The following is a 16,200-nucleotide window of genomic DNA, read 5'->3' on the forward strand; positions in this document are numbered from 1 at the left end:
TGAAAAAAGGGAACACGGCGCGCCGCCCAACTATGCAGCGCGCCGCATTGTAAGTTCCCTACTCCACCACATCCATTTCCGCGATCAGCGCGTCGGCGCCGTCGACGTTGTCCATCACCCACAGCATGTAGCGCGAATCCACGTGAATGGAGCGCGTCGTGCGCGGGTCGAAATCCCAGTCGGAATTGACGCTTTCGAACGTGCCGTCGAACAACAGGCCCACCAGTTCGCCATTGGCGTTGAGCGTGGCAGAGCCGCTATTGCCGCCGGTGACGTCGAGATCGGAGAGGAAGTTGACGGGCACCGATCCGATCGATTCCAGTTCGTACTCGCCATAGGCCTGCGCTTCGATCAGCTCCAACTGGCGCTCGGGCGAATTGAACGGTTCTTCGCCCGTATCCTTCGCCGCAATGCCTTCCAGCGTGGTGAAGGGCAGGTATTCCATGCCGTCGAAAGGCGATCCGCCCATCACATTGCCGAAGGTGATGCGCAGCGTGCTGTTGGCATCGGGATAGGCGAGCTGGCCATTCTCCTGCTGCCATTGCGTGATCGCTTCCATGTAAAGCGGGCGCAGCGCGAGCGAGCGACCGGCGCGCTCCTCGCCCTGCGCTTCGAGCATGCGCTCGTAATCGTAGAGCGCCACGGCGAGCTGCATGAAGGGATCGTCGCTCGCTTCAAGCTCCGCCGTGCTGGCATCCAGAAGGGCAAGGCGCGTGTCCGTGTCGCCCAGCGTTGTACCTTCGTAATAGCGTGCGAGGATCGTGGGTAGGTCGTCGGCAGAGGTGTCGGCTGTCAGCCCCAGCGCCTCGTCGAACACGGCGACGCGCTCTTCGGCGGGCTGCTGGAGGTATCCGGCAAGGAAGAGCTGCCACTCGGCCATGTCGACCGCCGGGTCGTAGCGGCGGTCGAGCGCCTGCAGGCCCTGGCGGAAGAACGTCATGTCGCGATCCTGGTATCCGGGCTGGCGCTCGGCATCGGGAAGCTGGCGTTCGTGCGAAAGGCGGTAGAGGCGCTGCGCCGCGCCCAGCAGCGCGGGGCGCGTGGCATTGCCATACCAGAAGCTGGTGCGCGCGGCCTGCGCGCTTTCCTGCGACAGCTCGGCCAGCGCGGCAATCGCCGTGCCATAATTGGCGCGCGAGGAATCGGCGGCGATCCACGCGGCGAGTGCTTCCTCGCGCTCGCGGCGACGATCTACAAGGCCGACACGGCGTGCGCCCTCGATCTGGCCGCGCAGGTTCTTCTCGAAATTGTTGAGCCCGGCAAGGCGGCTTTCATAGCGCACACGCGCGTCCGAGCCTTCGGGCGCGGCTTCCTCGATCGTAGCGATCCAGTTGGTGAGAAGGCCCTGGAAGGTCGGATAAGTCCAGTTGAAGGTGTTCTCCACCTCGGCCAGCAGCGTGTAGCGGCTGGTGGAGCCGGGATAGCCCGCCACCATCACGAAATCGCCTTCATCCAGTCCGCCGGCACTTACCTGCAGGTGATGCTCGGGCTGGTAGGGAACATTGTCCTCGCTGTAATCGGCAGCCGAGCCATCGGGCGCGACATAGGCGCGGTAGAAGGCGAAATCGCCGGTGTGACGCGGCCACATCCAGTTATCGATGTCGCCGCCATATTTGCCGATGGAATCGGCAGGCGCGTAAACGATGCGCACGTCGCGCACTTCCAGGCTCTTGATGAGCTTGTATTGCGCCCCGCCGAAGAAGCTGGCGACCTGGCAGCGATAGCCTACCTCGCTCTCGCATTCAGCGGTGATATCCTTGCGGCGCTGCTCGACGGTGTCGTAGCGTTCCTGCGGGGCGAGGCCTTCCGTGCCTTCGCGAACGCGCTGCGTCACATCGGTGACTTCGGTGGTGATATAGACGCGCGATCCGGGCGCGGCGGGCAGTTCCTCGCCCAGCGTGCGGGCGAGGAAGCCGTTTTCGAGATAGTTGTTTTCGGCGGTAGAATTGTACTGCACCGATCCGCGCGCGCAGTGATGGTTCGTCACCACCAGGCCCTGCGGCGAGACGAAACTGGCAGAGCATCCGCCAAGCGAGACGACCGCGCCCATGGGGAAGCCGGTAAGGTCGGCCAGCTGGTCCGGGTCCATCTCCAGCCCGGCTTCGCGCAACTGTGCTGCGATATCGGGCAACTGGTCGGGCGTGAACATGCCTTCGCCGGCAGATACTGGCGCGGCGAGGGTGGACGCGCCTGCAAGCAGGGCGAGCGAAAACAGCTTGGTGCGATTCATAGGTGGCAACCTCTCAGGCAAAACGATCCGGCGACGCGCGTCGGGGCGCGTCATTGCCGTGGCTTTTGAACCGTTTGTTCGCCCAAGTAAATTGCTGTCGCCCGCCGTTACCCCTTTGCGCGTTCAATGCTCTCAAGCACGATGCGCTTGGCTTCCGCCGCATCGCCCCATGCGCCCACGCGCACCCACTTTTCGGCTTCCAGATCCTTGTAGTGGGTGAAGAAGTGCTCGATCTGCTGGAAGATGATGCTGGGCAGGTCCTTCGTCTCAGCGATGTCGGAATAGTAGGGGAAGGTGGTGTCCACCGGCACGCAGATCAGCTTCTCGTCGCCGCCATGCTCGTCTTCCAGGTTAAGCACGCCGATGGCGCGGGCGCGCACCACGCAGCCGGCGATGAAGGGGCTGCGCGCGATCACCAGCGCGTCCAGCGGGTCGCCATCGGGCGAGAGCGTGTGCGGCACGAAGCCGTAATTGGCCGGATAGCGCATCGGCGTATGCAGGATACGGTCGACGAACAGCGCGCCCGACGGCTTGTCGAACTCGTATTTCACCGGCTCGCCGCCCGTAGGCACTTCGATGATGACATTCAGGCTCTCGGGCGGATTGTCGCCGACCGGGATATGTTCGATACGCATGGTGGTGCTTGTGTCCCTTGTGGAATCTGGTGGCACCCCCTCCCAAAACTGGGGCAGCGCCTAGCGCAGCCCTTGTGAAATGGCGAGAGGGGATTTGCCATTGCGACATAGGTCGGTAAGGGCACGGGCCATGGGCAAGGCAAAGACACCGCAGGCCATTCGCGGCACGCAGGACATTTTCGGCGCCGAGGCGGAGGCTTTCGCCTTCGTGGTCGAGACCTTCGAGCGCGTGCGCAAGCTTTACCGCTTCCGCCGCGTGGAAATGCCGGTGTTCGAAAAGACCGAAGTGTTCAGCCGCGCCATCGGCGAGACGACCGATGTGGTCTCGAAGGAGATGTATTCCTTCGACGATCGCGGCGGGGAATCGCTGACACTGCGGCCCGAATTCACCGCCGGGATAGCGCGCGCCTATCTGTCGAACGGCTGGCAGCAGCACGCCCCTTTGAAGGTCGCGACGCACGGGCCGCTGTTCCGCTACGAGCGCCCGCAAAAAGGCCGATATCGCCAGTTCCACCAGATCGACGCCGAAATCATCGGCGCGGCGGAACCGCAGGCCGATGTCGAGCTGCTGGCGATGGCCGACCAGGTGATCCGCGAGCTCGGGATCGAGGGCGTAACGCTGCACCTCAACACGCTGGGCGATGGCGACAGCCGCGAGGCATGGCGCGCGGCGCTGGTCGCGTATTTCAGCGCAGTGCGCGGCGAGCTGAGCGAGGATTCGCAGGAGCGGCTGGAGAAGAACCCGCTGCGCATTCTGGACTCGAAGGATCGCCGCGACCGGCAATTCGTCGCCGATGCGCCGAAGATCGATGCCTTCCTGTCCGATGAGGCAAAGGCATTCTTTGATGCGGTGACGAGAGGGCTGGATGCGGCAGGCGTAGGATGGAAGCGCGCGGAAAGCCTCGTGCGCGGCCTCGACTATTACCGACACACCGCGTTCGAGTTCATCCCCGATGAGGGCTCGGCAGCAGCGGATGCGCTGGGTTCGCAGAGCACGATCCTCGGCGGCGGGCGTTATGACGGGCTAATGGAAAGCCTCGGCGGCGCGCCGACACCGGCGGTCGGTTGGGCTGCGGGGATCGAGCGGCTGGCGATGCTGGTGGGTGAGAAGGGTGAAGTTGACGCGGTCTGTGCCATTGTAGTGGAAGACGATGGTCTGCAATCGGTAGCGGCAGATCTCGCCATGTATCTTAGGGCCACGTTTAGCCATCGAGAGCGACCGCAAGGTTTCCCAGTCGAAATTTTCAGTTCGGGCTCTCGACGTAAGCGATTTGACAAAGCCAGCAGGTCTGAGGCGCGATATCTAGTCGTCTTAGGTGCAAGCGATCAACTGGGCACCGCATTGCTCAGAATTCGAAGCGACTACAGCGGTGGAGCTTTCTATTCGAGAGTGTGGGATTGGCTCAGAAACGGTCGGATTGAAGATCAGTCTCAATATCAGGCTGACACTTTACAAAAGGGCGGCGAGATCAGCTTCGCGATTTTATAGCTCGTCACCCCGGACTTGATCCGGGGTCCAGCTTTTCTTTTGGACCGACGCTAGTAAGGAAGCTGGATCCCCGCCTTCGCGGGAATGACGAAGCGAGATTGCATGACCATCCCCGCCGAACGCCTTTCCCAGATCGCCAATCGCTTCGCCGAGCTCGAAGCGCGCATGGCGTCTGGCCAGTTGGAGGGCGAGGCGTTCGTGCAGGCGAGCCGCGACTATGCTGAGTTGGAGCCCGTAGCGAAATCCGCTGGCGAGGTCGCCGCGATGCGCGAGGAAATCGCGGGCCTCACCGAGATGCTCGCCGATCCCGAGATGAAGGCCATGGCGGAGGAGGAACTCGCACAGCTCAAGAAGGCGCTCCCCGAAGCCGAGCGCGCGCTGTCCATTGCCATGCTGCCGAAAGACGCAGCCGATGCGCGGCCTGCCATGCTGGAAATCCGCGCCGGCACGGGGGGTGACGAGGCGGCGCTGTTCGCAGGTGATCTATATCGCATGTACGAGAAGTTCGCTGCCGAGCAGGGTTGGAAGGTGGAGCCGGTGAGCATGGCCGCAGCAGACGTAGGCGGCTTCAAGGAGATCGTCGCCAATGTCACCGGCACGGGCGTGTTCGCCAAGCTGAAATTCGAGAGCGGCGTCCACCGCGTGCAGCGCGTGCCCGTCACCGAGAGCGGCGGGCGCATTCACACCAGCGCGGCGACCGTCGCGGTGCTGCCCGAGCCGACCGAGGTGGATGTTTCTATCGACGACAACGATCTGCGCATCGACATCTATCGCTCGTCCGGCGCGGGCGGCCAGCACGTCAACACGACCGATTCCGCGGTGCGCATCACGCATATCCCCACGGGCATCGTCGTCGCGATGCAGGACGAGCGCAGCCAGCACAAGAACCGCGACAAGGCGATGAGAGTGCTGCGCGCGCGCCTGTATGAAAAGCGCCGCGAGGATGCGCATGGTGCCGAGGCCGAAGCGCGTAAGGCCATGGTCGGCAGCGGCGACCGCTCCGAACGCATCCGCACCTACAATTTCCCGCAAGGCCGCGTGACCGATCACCGGATCGGGCTGACGCTGCACAAGCTGCCCGAAGTGCTGGAAGGCACCGGCCTTGGCGAACTCGTCGACGCGCTGATCGCAGAGGACGAGGCGAAGCGGTTGGCGGCCATGGATGGGTAATCACGACCCCGCTCACCCTGAGCCTGTCGAAGGGTCGCCCTTCACTTCTCGCGCCGCGCTTGAAGAAAAAGCAGCCCTTCGGAGTCACAGACGGCGCTCAGCGCCACCGGCTCAGGATGAGCGGAGTTGGTAGTTGGTCAAGCCATCCGCGAAGGTGCGCAGCGCCTTTCGGCCACCAGCGAAACCGCTCGGCTCGATGCCGAGTTGCTGATGGCGCACGCTTTGGGCATGTCACGATCCGAGATGCTGCTGCGTCATATGCAGGATGAAGCACCGGACACATTCGCAACGCTCATCGACCGCCGCGCTGCGTATGAACCTGTCGCCTATATCATCGGCACCCAGGAGTTTCTCGGCCGTAGCTTCGCCGTGTCACCTGCCGTCCTCATTCCGCGCAGCGATAGCGAAAGCGTGGTGCTGGCGGCACTGCAATCGGCCCCCGATGCGCGTTCGGTACTCGATCTCGGCACCGGATCTGGGGCGCTGCTGTTGTCCCTGCTGGCCGAATCTCCGGAAGCGAAGGGCACGGGGATTGACGCTTCTGAGGCCGCGCTGGAAATTGCGTCAAGCAATGCCGCGCGACTGGGCGTGAGTGAGCGCGCCACGCTGCTGGAGCGGGACTGGACGAAGCACGACTGGCGCGAAGGGCTGGGCCGGTTCGATCTCGTTATCGCCAACCCGCCCTATGTCGAAACCCACGCCGAACTGGACCGCGACGTGCGCGATTTCGAGCCGCAATGCGCACTTTTTGCCGGCGAAGACGGTCTGGACGATTACCGCATAATTATTCCGCAACTGCCTAATCTGTTGGCACCAGGCGGTGTGGCAGTGCTCGAGATTGGCGCACTGCAGGCGCGGGCGGTGTCGGCGCTGGCAGAGTCGCAGGGCTTCCGAGTCGAAACCCACCACGACCTTGCCAAGCGTGACCGCGCCCTGGTGCTGCGACAAAGGGCTTGGCAAAGCGCGAATCAGTAGCTACCTCTAATCACAGGCCATGAGCGTGGGACGCTCGGCCGACACTCCGAAATTTGCTGGTTTGCGGTGGGAAAGCTATCGGCCGATATAGGCAAAGACGGAAGCAGCAAGCACCATGCTGTGTGCGTGGCGCAATATTGCGAGGGGTCGATTGGCGCATGCCGTGTGCATCGCCTGACGTGAGGAAGTGAAGTTCCCTTGAACAACAACAGAAACAACAATCGTCGTCGTGGTCGCGGTAACAATCGTGGCGGGGGCGGCCCGCAGAACCAGGCCAACCGGATCGATTCTCGGGCACGCGGCAATGCCCCGCAGATGCTGGAAAAGTACAAGAAGCTGGCGAATGACGCTGCCTTGAACGACGACCGGGTGCAGACCGAATACTACCTGCAGTTTGCAGATCACTATTTCCGCGTGATCGCCGACAACAAGGCGCAGAAGGACGAGGCCCGCGCCAAGCGCGATGCCGAACGCGGCGATAACCAGTCCTCCGATGATGACGACGACGATGGCGACGATGCCCGTCAGGATCGCAATCGCGGCAGGCGCGGCAACCGTCAGCGCCGCGACGATCGGGACGGTGACGATTTCGACCAAGGCAATGAGGGCGCGTCCGGCGACCAGGAAGACGATGACAATCCGTTCACCAAGGACACTCGCAAGCCCAAGGCGCGCAAGCCCCGCAAGGCGAGGGATGCAGAAGAGGCCGTGAACGATGATGGCAGCCTCGATCCCGGCCTGCTGCCGCCGGCCATCGCCCGTGCCGACGATGAAGGCGAGGAAAAGCCAAAGCGTCGCACGCGCACGGTGCGCAAGCCCAAGGATGATGGCGGCGAAGAAGCGCTGGAAGCTGTCAGCTAATCACCGCCGATAAAGAGGCTTTGCGCCAGCACATGAGGCACGCTCAGCCCGCATTCCTCAATATTCTCACCGAGCGCCCGCGGCTTTCCGCGCTGGCGCTCGGCCTGCTGTCGGCCACGGGCTTCCAGCCGCTCGGGCTGTGGCCGGTGGCGCTTGTCGCCATGGGCCTGTTCGGCCTGATCGTTGCAGATGCGCCGAACTGGAAAAGCGTTCTATGGCGCGGCTGGCTGTTCGGCTGGGCGCATTTCACAGTCTCGAACAATTGGATCGCCAAGGCGTTTACCTTCCAGGCGGAAATGCCCGAAGTGCTTGGCTGGTTCGCCGTGCCGCTGCTGGCGATATATCTCGCTGTCTATCCTGCCATTGCCGCCGGCTTTGCCCGTGCGGTCGTGAAAAGCGAACGTGGTTTGGCATTTGCACTGGCGCTGGGTGCTGGCTGGATCGTGACCGAATGGCTGCGCGGCTGGGTGTTTACCGGCTATGCGTGGAATCCGTTTGCGATGGTCTTGCTCGGCCCGTTCGACCGGCCCGGACTCGCTGCCATGGCGCCGGTCATGGGCACATACGCCGCATCGGGCCTCGCCGTTTTCGTGAGCGTTGCAGCCATGCAGATGCTGCGCGCGCGGCAATGGTTCGCGGGCGCGATTGTCGCCGCGCTTTTGACCATCGGCATGTACCTGCCGCCGGTCGCGCCGCGCGAGGGCACGCTGGCGGTCACGCTGGTCCAGCCCAACATCCCGCAGCCCGATATCAGCGATGTCACGAAATTCGAGACGAACTATGCGCGCCTCGCCATGCAAACGCGGCGCGCCGCCTCGCAGGACGGACGGCGCCTAGTGCTTTGGCCGGAAAGCGGAATGTCGGATTATTTGCGCGATGGTTATCCGCAGCGCTTCTACGCACGCACCACGGCCATGGGCAGCCCTAGCTATGCGCGCCGCCGGCTGGGCGCAACAATCGGTGAAGGCAGTGCGCTGCTGACGGGTGCCATCGAACTTGAAATCGGGGCAGACGAAACAGGCCGAATAAGGGCGTTGGCTGCGCGGAACGCGGTGATTGCGTTAGACCATAGCGGAGAAATACTCGGGGGCTATTCCAAGGCCGAGCTGGTCCCCTACGGTGAATATCTTCCCATGCGCAGCCTGCTGGAGCCGCTCGGCCTTTCGCGCCTCGTGCCCGGCGCCATCGATTTCTGGCCCGGCCCCGGTCCGCAAACGCTCGATCTCGGCGAGTATGGCAGGGCGAGCCCGCAAATCTGTTATGAGATCATTTTCCCCGGCCAGGTGACCTATCGCGCCGACCGGCCGGACTTCATCTATAACCCGTCCAGCGAAGGCTGGTTCGGCAGTTTCGGCCCGCCGCAATTTATGGCGCAGGCGCGGATGCGCGCGATCGAGGAAGGGCTGCCAGTGCTACGCGCCACCACCACCGGCATCAGCGCGGTGATCGACGCGCGCGGCGTGGTGCGCCATTATCTCGGCATGTATGTCGCGGGCCGCATCGACACCGTGGTTCCGCCCGCCGCATCTGCCACGCCTTTCGCCCGATTCGGCAATGCACTGTCGCTTTTCTGGGCAGTGCTTTTCCTTGCCGCTGCTCTGGTTGCCATGCGGAGGCAGCCCCGTTAGAGCCTCGCCGCAACGAATTCCCCAAATACCTATACGAGAAGGCAATCTCCAACATGCGCCAATCATTTCTGTTCACGTCCGAAAGCGTTTCCGAAGGTCATCCGGACAAGGTGTCCGACCAAATTTCCGATGCCATCGTCGACCTGTTTCTTTCCAAGGACTCGGAGGCGCGGGTCGCCTGTGAAACGCTTACCACGACGCAGCGCGTGGTGCTGGCGGGTGAAATTCGCGGGCAAGGCATCATGGATACGGATGGCAACTGGGCCGAAGGCGTGGAGCAAGAAATCGAGGACACCGTGCGCGGCGTGGTGAAGGATATCGGCTATGCGCAAGACGGTTTCCACTGGGAATCGCTGACCTTCGAAAACCACCTTCACGGTCAGAGCGCGCATATCGCGCAAGGCGTGGATGCGAGCGGCAACAAGGATGAAGGCGCGGGCGATCAGGGCATCATGTTCGGCTTTGCCTGCGACGAGACGCCCGACCTGATGCCCGCGCCCATCGATTACAGCCACAAGATCCTGGAGCGGCTCGCCGCCGACCGCAAGAGCGGCCACGCCGCCTTTCTGGAGCCGGACAGCAAGAGCCAGGTGACGCTGCGCTATGAGAACGGCAAGCCGGTCGCCTGTACCGCTGTGGTCGTCTCCACCCAGCACGCCGAAGGCTACGACGAAGGCGAGAAGGAAGAAGAACTGCACGCCTATGTGAAGGCGGTTGTGGCCGATATCCTGCCCGACGGTTTCGTGACCGAGGACACGGTCTGGCACATCAACCCGACCGGCAGCTTCGTGATTGGCGGACCCGATGGCGATGCCGGCCTGACGGGCCGGAAGATCATCGTCGATACCTATGGCGGTGCGGCCCCGCATGGTGGCGGCGCCTTCAGCGGCAAGGACCCCACCAAGGTGGATCGCAGCGCGGCCTATATTACGCGCCATCTCGCCAAGAACGTGGTTGCCGCCGGGCTCGCCACGCGCTGCACCATCCAGATCGCTTATGCCATCGGCGTGTCGGAGCCGCTCTCGCTCTATGTCGATACTCATGGCACCGGCACGGCGGACGACGCCGCGATCGAGGATGCCATTCGCGGTATGGACAAGCTGGGCGGTCTGACGCCTCGCGGCATCCGCACCTATCTGGGACTCAACAAGCCGATCTATCGCCAGAGCGCGGCCTATGGCCATTTCGGCCGGACGGCGGATGGCGACCTCTTCCCTTGGGAACGGACCGATCTCGCTTCCGATCTGAAAGCGGCATTGGGCTGATTTGACGGGGCGGCGATGAGTTTCACCGCTCCGTCGCCGCCATTCGACCATAGGCGTATCATCGCGCTCGATGCCCTTCGCGGCGCTGCCGTGGGCGGCATCGCGCTAATGAACATCTACGTCTATGCGCTGCCCTCGCCCGCCTATTTCAACCCGCTGGCCGCCGGGTATGAGGGTGTGGCCGACATCGCGGTATGGGCGACGAGCTTTGTCTTCGTCGACAACAAGTTTCGCACTCTGTTCGCCATGCTCTTCGGCCTAGGCTGCGCAATCCTGTTCGAGCGCGACGATAATAATCCGCTGCTGCGCCACTATGCGCGCATGGCAGTGTTGTTTTTGTTCGGGCTCGCCCATGCGATCCTGTTAGCGAATAACGACATTCTGCGGCTCTACGCTGTCTGCGGTCTTCTCCTTCCTTTCGTCTTCGATCTTGGCGTGAGGCAGCTATGGCTGTGCACCGGAGCGCTGATGGCAGCGCATGTCGGCATGGGCACTGTCGGCGCGCTCGGCTGGTTTGCCGGAGGATTCGGCGCGACGGCGGACACGCTGGCCCTCGCCAATGCCGTGTTCGGTACCGATCCTGAAACGATTGCCTCGCTCGATCAGCGCAATGTGGAGAGCTTTAGCGAACGTATCGAACGGCGCGCGGACGGCGCGCTGGAGGCGCTTCTGGTTCTCTCTTCCTCGCTTGTCTTGAACCTGTCGGCCATGCTCGCGGGCATCGCGCTGTGGCGCGGCGGATTGCTGAAGGGCGAGTGGGACGCTGCGCGCACGCGGCGCCTGGCCCTGGTCACAGCGTCTATCGCCATTCCGGCGCTAAGCGCTTTCGCATGGTTGAACATCGCTACGAACTTCCACCCCGGACTGGTCGGCGGAGTCGCGCTGTTCTGGTCCGCGCCTTTCGACCTGTTGCTCGGTATCGCGTATGCCGCGCTTGCCATGCTGGCTTTTGCCAGAGGCGGATGGCTAACGCGGCGGCTGACGGCGGCGGGGCGGCTGTCGCTCACCAATTATGTGGCGACGAGCCTTATATTCGCGCTGCTGTTCTACAGCTGGGGGGCCGGTCTGTATCGCGCGTTTAGCCGGGTAGAATTGTTCGCGCTGGCATTCCTGCCGATGGCATTGATGCTGGTCTGGTCACCGCTTTGGCTGGGATTCTTCCGGCAGGGGCCGCTCGAATGGCTCTGGCGCAGCCTTTCCGCTGTCAGGCCGAAGCCGTTTTTGCGCTAGCGCCGATCCGCGCCATGTCCGCGCGCAGGTGTCGCGCGGCTTGCAGGTAATGCGCCGCCGCCCACACATAGACCAGCGCGCCCGCGGCCATCGCCATCGCGAGACCCTGCGCTTCGCCATGGATAAGGCTCAGTCTGTCGCTCAGCAGGCCGACCAGCGAAGGGCCGAGTCCGCCGGCGACGGTGAATAGCCCGTTCATCGTCGCCGATGCCGTGGCGCGCATACGCGGGTGCATCAGGTTCTGCACGGTGGCGAAGGTCAGGCCGAGATACCCCATGGTGAGGAAGATCGAGCCTGCGATGCATGCGAGCAGTACGGTAAGATCGTCTTGCAAAAGGCCGAGAGCGGCGAGCGGCCCGCCGACCAGCATGGCGAGGCCGGGGATCAGTGCATAGGCTCCCGGATGGCGCGCACCGAGCCGGTCTCCGAGCCATCCTGCTCCGATGATCGATAGTGCCGCCGGAAGGCTCGCTAACAGCCCGGTGTAGAGACCCGCTTCGGCTAGTCCGAGGCCGAACTTGCGCACCAGCAGCGAAGCGAAGAAGAAATTGAGCGCATAGCTGAGACCGGAAGCGATGAAGCCGCCCGCAATAATATTGCGCGCACTCGGCAGGCTGGCGATGCGCTGGACGAAGGCCGAGATGGGCGGCACGTCGTCTGCGCTCTCGGCATCGAATTGCCCGCGCGGCGGCTCTGCCACGAACACCCATGCAACGAGGCCGAGGATGAAGCCGGGTATCGCGGCGACGAGGAAGGTCACCTGCCAGCCATAGGTCTGCGCAATCCAGCCGCCGCCGACAAAACCGATAAAGGCGCCGAGCGGGGGTGAAAGCAACAGGACCGACATGGCGAGGCCGCGCTTGCTGGCCGGGAAATAGTCGGCGATCACCGACTGGTTGGGCGGCAATCCGATGGCCTCGCCCAGACCCACGCCCATGCGCGCCACCAGCAGCTGCGTCCAGTTCGCGGCGGCACCGCACAGGGCCGTCGCCAGCGACCAGAAGAGTACGCCCGCGGTGATGAGCGAGAGGCGCCGGACCCGCTCCGCATAGCGCGCCGTCACGAACCCCGCGACGACATTCAGAAGCGCAAAAGCCCACGCCATCAGCGATACCTGCGCGTCCGACAGGCCGAACTCGGCTTTCAGCGGTTCGACCAGCACGTTGACGACGATGCGGTCGATAAATCCGACCGTGGCGATGGCGGAGAGCGTGCCCAGCGCCAGCCATGGCGATTGCCTGCGTGTCTGCATCACACCTCCCGTTGCCACCGGGATAAACGAAAATGGCGACCCCGCAATGGGATCGCCATTTCGTCGGTCGGTACGCGGTCTTAAGCGAAGTCTTCCGCGAAGCGATTTGCTTTGCCAAGCGCGCCATATTGCCGCCAATCACCCCAGTGCATACCAGCCATCCAGCCAGCGAGCGCGCCGAAAAGCCCTAAGGCAAGGGCACTGCGGTCATAGCCGAAGAATGCAGCGACGACTGCAATCGGGGCAAAGAAGCCGCCTATTAAGCCTGCCCAAGAGTAAATGAAGCGGGTCTCGGCATCGAAAGCCTGCAGTACGGCTGTAATCGGCATGGCGAGCGCGAACATGCCAGCCAGCGTTCCCGCACCGGACACCAGCAGCGGAAGTATGGCGATGAGGAGCCCGCCCCATTCGCCCTTCACAACTTCAAAAAGCCCTAACGGGACGGTAAAAATCCACACCCAACCACCACTGGCCAGCGCACCGTAAAGCGTCGCCTTCAGGAACGCCATGATATGATTTTCGATGGGAATGGTATCGTCCACTGCGCCTAAGCCTAGAACAATAAATCGTGGACAGGATTGGCAGGTTTCGCTGCGGGAGCAACCTTCGCCCCGCGCTCGCGCCATCGGCCCCAGACGGCGCCTGCCGTCAGCCCGCACAGGGCGCCGATAGCAGGCAGGGTGAAATCGTCCCATCGCGTCAGGTTGGCCGGACCGATTGCGACGGCCGTTGCGAGGAAACCGGCGAGAGCGCCGAGCAACGCGTAAAGCCAGGCATGTTCGTGATCGATCAGTTTCAGCACCACCGTAACCGGCAACCCGATCGCCACCATGCCAGCCAACGTGAAGATTGCAACGAAGGTCGCAATCATCAGCAAGCCTTCGGGTATGTCGTTCGGCCCGAAGCCACCGTGGAACGCCACCACGTTGAAGCTGATTGCGACGACGCCCGCAATCACGGCAACAAAGGCCGCCAGCAGGAATTGCAGCAGGCCGTTAACGGCGCGCGGGTACGGGGTCGTGGCTTCGGCACGATCTTTGTGGGTGTGTTCTTGTGTCATGGCCGCTCCTATTCGCCGCCCTGCCGGCGCGTGGGTATGAAGCGCGCGACCTTGCCGCCCAGCTTCATCAGCGCGACAAGCGTGGGCTTTGGCACATTGCGCACATCGTCGAACCAGTGGGTGAGGTTGCCGAGAAAATCGTGCATCCGCTCGATCCGCTCGCGCACATGGTCGGGCACGCCCTTGCGACCCTCCATCTGTGCCGACAGGTCCGACAGCACTAGCAAGGTCGGGTCGATCTCGCGCTTCTTGCGCTCTATGCTGATCCTCATCAGCATCTCCCAGAGGTCGGTTTCGGCCACGAAATGATCGCGCCTGTCACCCATGACATGGCTGCGCTTCACGATGCCGTAACTCTGCAATTCCTTGAGCGCACTCGACACATTGCTGCGCGCGAGACCTAGCGTCTCGCAAATCTCTTCCGCGTGCAGCGGTTCATTCGAGAGATAGAGCAGGGCGTGCACCTGGCTCACCGAGCGGTTGACCCCCCAATGCGAACCCATCTCACCCCAGTGGAGAATGAAGGCGCTGGCCTCTGGGATATCGGTGATTTTCATTTTTGCCTTTTATTTCTGTAAAAACTGAAATAGAGGAAATCGCATCGACGGTCAAGTTTAGATTGAGTCGCAGGCGGACATGCAATGGCGACACGACAGGAGGCGAAGCGTGATCGGGGCATTCTGGCAGGACCGTAGCAACAGGCCGGTATTGCGCTTCATGTCCGCATGCCTGATCGCGGCAGTGTGGGCCGTCGCTTGCTTCTTCTTCGTCGAGTGGGCGCGGCCCGATAATGGCGTCGTCACCGTCAGCTTCACCATGATCCAGCCTGCGGCCATTTGCGCTTTCATCGCCTATATCGGCGATCCGATGGCGGTGCGCAGCCGGCGCTATTACGCCATGGTGCCCATTGTAAGCGCGGTAGGCATGGTGCTGGTATCGATTTTCGTGCTGCAGGAAGGCGCGGTCTGCATTGCGATGCTTGCGCCTTTATGGATCCTGTCCGGTCTGGCGGGCGCGCTGTTCACATGGATGCTGCGCACGCGCGACGATGGTGAGCCCGTCGCCGAGACATTCCGTGCACACGGCCTGTTGGTCATCCCGCTGGTGGCGCTCTTTCTCGAAAGCATGATCCCCGTTCCGGTGGATCACCGCACGGTCAGCCGCGATATCGTGATAGACGCGCCTGCCGAGGCGATCTGGCCGATGATGGAAGGGATCGGCACCGTCCGCCGCGATGCGGGTATCTGGAACATCTCGCAAAATGTCATCGGCTTGCCGCGCCCGGCCTACGCCCACCTCCATGGCGAAGGTGTCGGCGCGCGGCGCGAGGCGGCATGGGATCGCGGCGTGGTGTTCGATGAAGTCATCACACGCTGGGAGCCGGGCCGCCATCTCGGCTGGGATTTCGATTTCCGCCAGAGCGCTGGCTGGGAAATCACCGACCCGCATCTGCGCCCCGACGGCCCATATATGCGCATCCTCTCTGGCGGCTACGAGTTGCAGCCGCTCGGCGATGGCCGCCACCGCCTTCGGCTCTACACCGATTATGAAGCGCAGACCCACTTCAACGGCTATGCCGCTTTATGGGGCGAGCTGTTCCTCGGCGATATTCACGACAACGTCCTCGCCGTGATCAAGCAAGAGGCCGAGCGGCGCCCTCGGTAATCAGCCTGTGCGGAAGTCCTGGATGATGGCACCAGCTGTGTGCAGCTCCGCCTCATGGCTGACTTCGCGCCAGCTTTCCTTCAGCGCCGCAGCCTCCCACTCGCGCATGGCCGGGTGCGCGAGGACGCGCTCCACCCATGAGAGGCCGTTGCCGACCTCAAGACTGTAGGTGCGGATGCGATAGGCGACGGGCGCAAAGAAAGCATCGAGCGCAGTGAATTCCGGCCCGGCCAGCCATGGCCCGCCAAATCGCTCCAGCCCCTCCTCGAATAGCTCGCGCACGCGCAAAATGTCCTTAACCAGCGCTGCATCGTGATCGCCCATTTGCACCCGCACGCCCACATTCATGGGGCATTGATTGCGCAGTGTAGAGAAACCGCCGTGCATTTCGGCGACGCCGCACATGGCGAATGCGCGGGCTGCTTCGTCTGAAGGCCACACACCGTCATGCCGCTCTGCCAGATAGAGCATAATGCCGAGCGAATCCCATACCGTGCGGTCGCCGTCGACCAGCGCAGGCACCTGCCCGGTAGGCGAAAAGGCGCAAAACTCGTCATAATTGACCGGCTTGGCGAAAGGCTCGATCCGGTCCGCAAATACAATACCGAGCGCACGCATCAGCACCCACGGGCGCAGGCTCCAGCTTGAGTAGTTCCGGTTCGCGGTGATGAGCGTGTAGTCGGTCATAGACCGCGCTTCGGCCAAGCCTGTCCCGATGGCGACAAGCAATCGACGAACGG

Annotated in this window: 15 protein-coding genes; 8 read left to right on the forward strand and 7 right to left on the reverse strand. The window is 63.0% G+C overall.

Annotated features, from left to right (window positions below):
• Positions 1-58: 58 nt before the first annotated feature.
• Together BMF35_RS04395 and ppa are read right to left on the reverse strand one after the other, a co-directional pair.
• Positions 59-2,230, reverse strand: a complete 2,172-nt coding sequence (locus BMF35_RS04395) for a S46 family peptidase (RefSeq protein WP_047007065.1) — start codon at positions 2,228-2,230, stop codon at positions 59-61.
• A gap of 107 nt (positions 2,231-2,337) precedes the next feature.
• Positions 2,338-2,865 (reverse strand): inorganic diphosphatase, encoded by a 528-nt coding sequence (gene ppa / locus BMF35_RS04400; protein ID WP_047007066.1) that lies wholly within the window; start codon positions 2,863-2,865, stop codon positions 2,338-2,340.
• Between the two features lie 130 nt (positions 2,866-2,995).
• On the opposite strand from ppa, the gene hisS reads away from it, so the two are divergent.
• From hisS to BMF35_RS04435, 7 genes are all read left to right on the forward strand, one after another.
• Positions 2,996-4,354: a histidine--tRNA ligase gene (gene hisS, locus BMF35_RS04405; protein ID WP_236781557.1), complete on the forward strand. Its 1,359-nt coding sequence runs from the start codon at positions 2,996-2,998 to the stop codon at positions 4,352-4,354.
• A 102-nt stretch (positions 4,355-4,456) separates the two neighbouring features.
• Positions 4,457-5,524 carry a peptide chain release factor 1 gene (prfA, locus tag BMF35_RS04410; RefSeq protein ID WP_047007067.1) on the forward strand — a complete coding sequence of 356 codons (1,068 nt, stop codon included), beginning with the start codon at positions 4,457-4,459 and terminating at the stop codon, positions 5,522-5,524.
• A 126-nt stretch (positions 5,525-5,650) separates the two neighbouring features.
• Positions 5,651-6,499, forward strand: coding sequence for a peptide chain release factor N(5)-glutamine methyltransferase (gene prmC, locus BMF35_RS04415; protein ID WP_047007068.1), 849 nt, complete (start codon positions 5,651-5,653; stop codon positions 6,497-6,499).
• Positions 6,500-6,697: 198 nt separating this feature from the next.
• Positions 6,698-7,360, forward strand: coding sequence for a DUF4167 domain-containing protein (locus BMF35_RS04420; protein ID WP_047007069.1), 663 nt, complete (start codon positions 6,698-6,700; stop codon positions 7,358-7,360).
• A 32-nt stretch (positions 7,361-7,392) separates the two neighbouring features.
• Complete coding sequence (gene lnt / locus BMF35_RS04425) at positions 7,393-8,988, forward strand: apolipoprotein N-acyltransferase (protein ID WP_047007070.1); 1,596 nt, start codon at positions 7,393-7,395, stop codon at positions 8,986-8,988.
• A 53-nt stretch (positions 8,989-9,041) separates the two neighbouring features.
• Entirely contained in the window at positions 9,042-10,253 is a 1,212-nt protein-coding gene (metK, locus tag BMF35_RS04430) for a methionine adenosyltransferase (protein WP_047007071.1), read from the forward strand.
• A 15-nt stretch (positions 10,254-10,268) separates the two neighbouring features.
• Positions 10,269-11,483: a DUF418 domain-containing protein gene (locus BMF35_RS04435; RefSeq protein ID WP_047007072.1), complete on the forward strand. Its 1,215-nt coding sequence runs from the start codon at positions 10,269-10,271 to the stop codon at positions 11,481-11,483.
• Here BMF35_RS04435 and BMF35_RS04440 read toward each other — a convergent pair.
• The 4 genes from BMF35_RS04440 to BMF35_RS04455 all read right to left on the reverse strand — a co-directional run bounded on the left by BMF35_RS04440 (position 11,458) and on the right by BMF35_RS04455 (position 14,352).
• Complete coding sequence (locus BMF35_RS04440) at positions 11,458-12,735, reverse strand: spinster family MFS transporter (protein ID WP_047007073.1); 1,278 nt, start codon at positions 12,733-12,735, stop codon at positions 11,458-11,460. The two genes, BMF35_RS04435 and BMF35_RS04440, sit on opposite strands and share 26 nt — an antisense overlap.
• Before the next feature lie 80 nt (positions 12,736-12,815).
• Complete coding sequence (locus tag BMF35_RS04445; protein ID WP_047007074.1) at positions 12,816-13,277, reverse strand: hypothetical protein; 462 nt, start codon at positions 13,275-13,277, stop codon at positions 12,816-12,818.
• Positions 13,278-13,288: 11 nt separating this feature from the next.
• The gene (locus tag BMF35_RS04450; RefSeq protein ID WP_047007075.1) at positions 13,289-13,795 is read right to left on the reverse strand and encodes a hypothetical protein; all 507 of its coding nucleotides are present in this window, start codon (positions 13,793-13,795) and stop codon (positions 13,289-13,291) included.
• 8 nt (positions 13,796-13,803) lie between these two features.
• On the reverse strand, positions 13,804-14,352 hold the full coding sequence (locus tag BMF35_RS04455) for a GbsR/MarR family transcriptional regulator (RefSeq protein ID WP_047007076.1): 549 nt from the start codon (positions 14,350-14,352) through the stop codon (positions 13,804-13,806).
• 109 nt (positions 14,353-14,461) lie between these two features.
• Here BMF35_RS04455 and BMF35_RS04460 point away from each other — a divergent pair, with 109 nt between their 5' ends.
• Positions 14,462-15,460, forward strand: a complete 999-nt coding sequence (locus BMF35_RS04460; RefSeq protein ID WP_047007077.1) for an SRPBCC family protein — start codon at positions 14,462-14,464, stop codon at positions 15,458-15,460.
• On the opposite strand, the gene BMF35_RS04465 is transcribed toward BMF35_RS04460, so the two are convergent.
• Entirely contained in the window at positions 15,461-16,147 is a 687-nt protein-coding gene (locus BMF35_RS04465) for a glutathione S-transferase family protein (protein WP_047007078.1), read from the reverse strand. It lies immediately after the preceding gene.
• Positions 16,148-16,200 lie beyond the last annotated feature (53 nt).

It is taken from the genome of Aurantiacibacter gangjinensis (genome assembly GCF_001886695.1).
Taxonomy (GTDB): Bacteria; Pseudomonadota; Alphaproteobacteria; order Sphingomonadales; family Sphingomonadaceae; genus Alteraurantiacibacter; species Alteraurantiacibacter gangjinensis.

Bases quoted from the DNA above. Each gene is read 5' to 3' on its own strand.
- BMF35_RS04450 (WP_047007075.1), bottom strand. From the start codon at position 13,795: ATGACACAAGAACACACCCACAAAGATCGTGCCGAAGCCACGACCCCG.
- ppa (WP_047007066.1), bottom strand. From the start codon at position 2,865: ATGCGTATCGAACATATCCCGGTCGGCGACAATCCGCCCGAGAGCCTG.
- BMF35_RS04395 (WP_047007065.1), bottom strand. From the start codon at position 2,230: ATGAATCGCACCAAGCTGTTTTCGCTCGCCCTGCTTGCAGGCGCGTCC.
- hisS (WP_236781557.1), top strand. From the start codon at position 2,996: ATGGGCAAGGCAAAGACACCGCAGGCCATTCGCGGCACGCAGGACATT.
- lnt (WP_047007070.1), top strand. From the start codon at position 7,393: ATGAGGCACGCTCAGCCCGCATTCCTCAATATTCTCACCGAGCGCCCG.
- prfA (WP_047007067.1), top strand. From the start codon at position 4,457: ATGACCATCCCCGCCGAACGCCTTTCCCAGATCGCCAATCGCTTCGCC.
- BMF35_RS04465 (WP_047007078.1), bottom strand. From the start codon at position 16,147: ATGACCGACTACACGCTCATCACCGCGAACCGGAACTACTCAAGCTGG.
- BMF35_RS04435 (WP_047007072.1), top strand. From the start codon at position 10,269: ATGAGTTTCACCGCTCCGTCGCCGCCATTCGACCATAGGCGTATCATC.
- BMF35_RS04455 (WP_047007076.1), bottom strand. From the start codon at position 14,352: ATGAAAATCACCGATATCCCAGAGGCCAGCGCCTTCATTCTCCACTGG.
- metK (WP_047007071.1), top strand. From the start codon at position 9,042: ATGCGCCAATCATTTCTGTTCACGTCCGAAAGCGTTTCCGAAGGTCAT.
- BMF35_RS04440 (WP_047007073.1), bottom strand. From the start codon at position 12,735: ATGCAGACACGCAGGCAATCGCCATGGCTGGCGCTGGGCACGCTCTCC.